Raw genomic sequence first — 3,750 nt, 5'->3', positions numbered from 1 at the left:
CGTGCGGCCCCCGGCGCCGCGGGGCGCGCCGGCCCCGCTGCCCCCCCCCTCCAACCGGCCCCCCCGGCATGACTCCGCCGGGGGGGCGTCGCACCCCCCCGGCAGGGGGGACTCTCAGTCCGTTCAGGGGGGACTTGAAGACCCCCAAATAGCCCCTATAACTCTCCCCGGTCACCCGCCCCCAGGTGCGGACCCCGCTGACGTGCACGGTCAGGCCGACGCCGAGCTGGGCGCGCCGGCCGGCGGGGACGGCAAGCCGCCCCGCCCGAAGTCCAACAAGCGGGAGAACACCGACCGCCGCCGGGCGGACCGGACGGCGGAACAAGCGAGGCTCGACCAACTCGCGCGGGATGGTGCCACAAGGTGGTGGGAGCACGCCCAGGCCGAGTTCGGTCCGTGGGCGGGCGCCAAGAACGGCTTCCCGATGCTGATGGGGATGATCAAGCGCGCCGCCGACGCCGGGTACACGAAACAGCAGATCTGGGCCGCGCTGCTCGCCTGCGGCAAGCATGTTCCCTCGGCGCAACAGTGGCAGGCCGCTCTCGGCACGGCCGCCGGAAAGGCCGTACAGCAGGGACGGCGCGGTGCGGCGCCGATGTACGACGATGCCGCCTCCCACCCCCAGTCGGAGCAGCAGGCCGCGAAGCCAGCGGCCGACGAGCTGCTGAACGCGCTGAACAGCCGGTGAAGGGCGGACCCGACATGGTTGCCTCGATCGCGGAGCTGACGCTCGGACGGGAACTGACGGCCGCGGACACTGCGGCCACGGTCAAGGCGCTGGCGATCCGCCAGGCACGCGGGGTGATGGCCAGGGGGACGATGGAGCAGCGCGCTCGCGGCACGGTGCCGGTGCAGGACGGCGTGGTGTGGGAGCGGCCGGACGAGTACCGGTTGGGCATCTACGTAACGGCCTGGCTCAAGAGCCTGGAGCGGGCCCGGCATCGGGCCTACCTTCGGCACCACGTCTGCGTGCCGCCCGGCGGACTGCCCGAGGGTGGGGTGCTGCTCGACGACGACCAGCATCCCCAGGCCCTCGCCTACTGGGTGAAGCGGATCGCCGCCGGCCAGGAAACCAAGCAGCACCTGATCGCCTTCGGAAACGTGGGCTCGGGTAAGACGGCCGCGGCGATCGCCCTCGGGTCGCTCGCCGTCCAGGCCGGGATCATGACCCGGTACGTCCGGCACGGCGACTACGTGCGCTGGCTACGTCCTGACGGGGCACCGGCCGGGCTCACGGCGCTCCAGGTCAGGGAGTTCCACGACCGGTGCAAGCTGCTGATCCTGGATGAACTGTGCGGTGAGATGGACGGCCAAGCGACCGAGGCCGTACGCCAGGCGACCGGCGACCTGCTGTCCGCGCGGATCGCTTCCGGCCTGCCGACCGTGATCGCCACCAATCTGCACTCCGCGCAGATCGCGAAGGTCCTCGGCGACCGGATCGTCTCCCGGCTCGGGGAAAGCGCCATGGCGCTGGAGTTTCTGCGTCCGGACCGCCGTGAGCCGGTGCGGTGGTGACCCGTCGACCCGGGCCGGCGCGCCGCCGGTTCACAGCCAGGGTGGCTAAGGTGCGAGGGGAGACCACGAGAGGACGCTCCCCCATGCCCGAGTACGGCCCGGCAGCCCGCGCCCAGGTGGCCGCGGCGGTTGCCCAGCGCGATGTCGCCCAGTTCGCTGCCGCTCTGGTGGGCACCACGTCGACCCGCCGGCCAGCCAGAGACCGGATCCGGGAGGTCAGGCACCTGCGGGCGTTGGCGCTTGAAGCACTGGACCGCACGGTGATCACAGCGCGCCTGGAGGGGACGAGCTGGGAGGAACTGGGCGCGGCACTGCTGTTGGACCCGGATACCGCGCGGGTCCGGTACGAGGCGGCGGTGACGCGGTGGTCGGCTCCGGGCGGTTCAGCGGCGAGCGGCCCAGGCGATCCCGGTGACCCGGACGTGGCGGGGACAGCAGAGCTTCTCGACGCCTGGTACGCAGCGGCCAACGTGGCGTTGGACCCGCAGGTCGATGAGCCGGTCGACCGGCCGGTCTCAAGAATCCTCCACCCCTGATAATCATTTTACATGTTACACTTAAGGAGGGGATCTAAGGCTGCCCGACCCGGCAGCATCACCGGGCCAGCAACCCGGACAACCGAGAGGACACCCGTGACACTCCTGCTCCCGCCTCGCCGCCTTGATCGTGCAGTCGACGAGCCCAGCGGCGTCCCCGCCTTCCCCCGGCTGCTCCTGGCCGGCGTCGAGAAGGCCGGCAAGACGTACGAGGCGGCTCTGGCATCGAACTCCGACCTGGTCGGCACGACGTACTGGCTGGAACTGGGCGAGGACTCCGCCGACGAGTACAAGCAGTTGGGTCCCTACCGGATCGTCCGTCATGACGGCAGCTACATGGATTTTCTCGACGCCGTTCGCTACGCCGTGGCCCAGCCGCGCGGTGCCGACGGCAAACCCAACCTGATCGTGGTCGACTCCGCCAGCATGCTCTGGGAGCTGCTGTGCGACGAACAGACCGCGGTGGCCCGCCGGCGGGCCACCGAGCGCGGCGCGGCACCGGACAGCGAGCTGACCATCACCGCGGACCAATGGCAGAAGGCGAAGAACCGGTTCAAGGACGTCATCAACACCCTCAAGTACCACGACGGTCCGGTGCTGATCACCGCCCGGCTGGAGGACGTCGTGCTCTTCGACGGGGACAAGCCCACACGGGACCGGGCATGGAAGGTGAAGTCGGAGAGGTCGCTGCCGTTCGAGTGCACGGCGGTCGTCCAGCTCCGGGCCCGGGACTCGGCGTTCCTGACCGGCGTGCGCTCCCTGAACCGGGATTTGAGCGCCGCCCACATCCGCCCCCTGCCCGGCTTCAACGTCGACAAGCTGTTCCGCGACCTCGGGATGGACAAGCGGGTCGCCCGCTCGACCTACCGCGCATCGCACCCGGAGGCCATCATCCGGGAACAGGCCGAAGGCCTGGACATGCTCGATGACCTGCCGGACGACCCGTCCGACGACCAGCTGACCAAGTTGATCATGCTCTCCTTCGGCACCCAGCAGCCCGAGTACCTGCACCGCCTCACCGCGTTCTACGGCCACCAGATGCTGAGCCGCCGCAAGGTCGCCGGCAAGGACGGGCCGGTGTCGGCAGCCGACGCCATCGAGCGCGCGCTCAACGCCCTGGCGAACAAGGCCGGGACGGCCTCCCCGCAGCCGCCGTCCCAGGCCCAGGACGCGTTTGGGGCCTCCGGGTTCTCCAGCCCGGGAACCGAGCAGCCGCGCTGCACCGTCCCGGACTGCCCCACCCCAAAGAACTGCGTCCGCCCGTACGCCAACGGCGCCCGCTGCGAACAGCACGGCCCCCGGCAGGATGCCGGCCGCGACGCCGGACCAACCGCTGAGGAGCACCAGATGCCGAAGCAGCCAGTACCGGTCCACCCGGCACAGATGCTGCGCGACGAAGCGGCCGCCCAAGCCCGGGTGCTCGGCCTCAGCGTCGACAAACACCTGGCGGAACTGGCTCCCCCCGGCAGCACCGCGAGCCAGCTGCCGCCTACGCGGCTGGGCGGGCACCTGCTCAGGTGGCGGCCGGTCGTGGTCACCGCGCTGCGCGACAAGGGACACGATGACCTCGCCGAGCAATACGCGAAGCTCGGCACCAGGGTGCCGACCCGGGAAGCCGCCCGGCTGGCTGACGCGGGCGCGCGCGGCGTCTATCAGGGGGCGGGTGGGGGGGGGGGGGCGCGCCGGGGGGGCGGCGGCG

At 71.3% G+C, this 3,750-nt stretch carries 4 protein-coding genes; all 4 read left to right on the top strand.

Annotated elements, in window-relative coordinates; all coding sequences use genetic code 11:
* The first annotated feature begins 202 nt into the window (after positions 1-202).
* The gene (locus tag ACFV6I_RS18000; RefSeq protein ID WP_380426278.1) at positions 203-688 is read left to right on the top strand and encodes a hypothetical protein; all 486 of its coding nucleotides are present in this window, start codon (positions 203-205) and stop codon (positions 686-688) included.
* Positions 689-702: 14 nt separating this feature from the next.
* On the top strand, positions 703-1,515 hold the full coding sequence (locus tag ACFV6I_RS17995; RefSeq protein WP_159398775.1) for an ATP-binding protein: 813 nt from the start codon (positions 703-705) through the stop codon (positions 1,513-1,515).
* Between the two features lie 83 nt (positions 1,516-1,598).
* Positions 1,599-2,051, top strand: a complete 453-nt coding sequence (locus ACFV6I_RS17990) for a hypothetical protein (protein WP_063353134.1) — start codon at positions 1,599-1,601, stop codon at positions 2,049-2,051.
* Positions 2,052-2,147: 96 nt separating this feature from the next.
* On the top strand, positions 2,148-3,750 hold a 1,603-nt coding region (locus ACFV6I_RS17985), incomplete at its 3' end, for a hypothetical protein (protein WP_380426276.1).

The sequence above is a fragment of the Kitasatospora sp. NPDC059803 genome (assembly GCF_042732255.1).
Classification (GTDB): Bacteria; Actinomycetota; Actinomycetes; order Streptomycetales; family Streptomycetaceae; genus Kitasatospora.
Note: the sequence above shows the minus strand (reverse complement) of the source record. Positions and strands in the feature narration are given on the sequence as shown.

Excerpts from the sequence above, each read along its gene's own strand:
- ACFV6I_RS17990 (WP_063353134.1), top strand. The coding sequence starts at position 1,599 with ATGCCCGAGTACGGCCCGGCAGCCCGCGCCCAGGTGGCCGCGGCGGTT.
- ACFV6I_RS17995 (WP_159398775.1), top strand. The coding sequence starts at position 703 with ATGGTTGCCTCGATCGCGGAGCTGACGCTCGGACGGGAACTGACGGCC.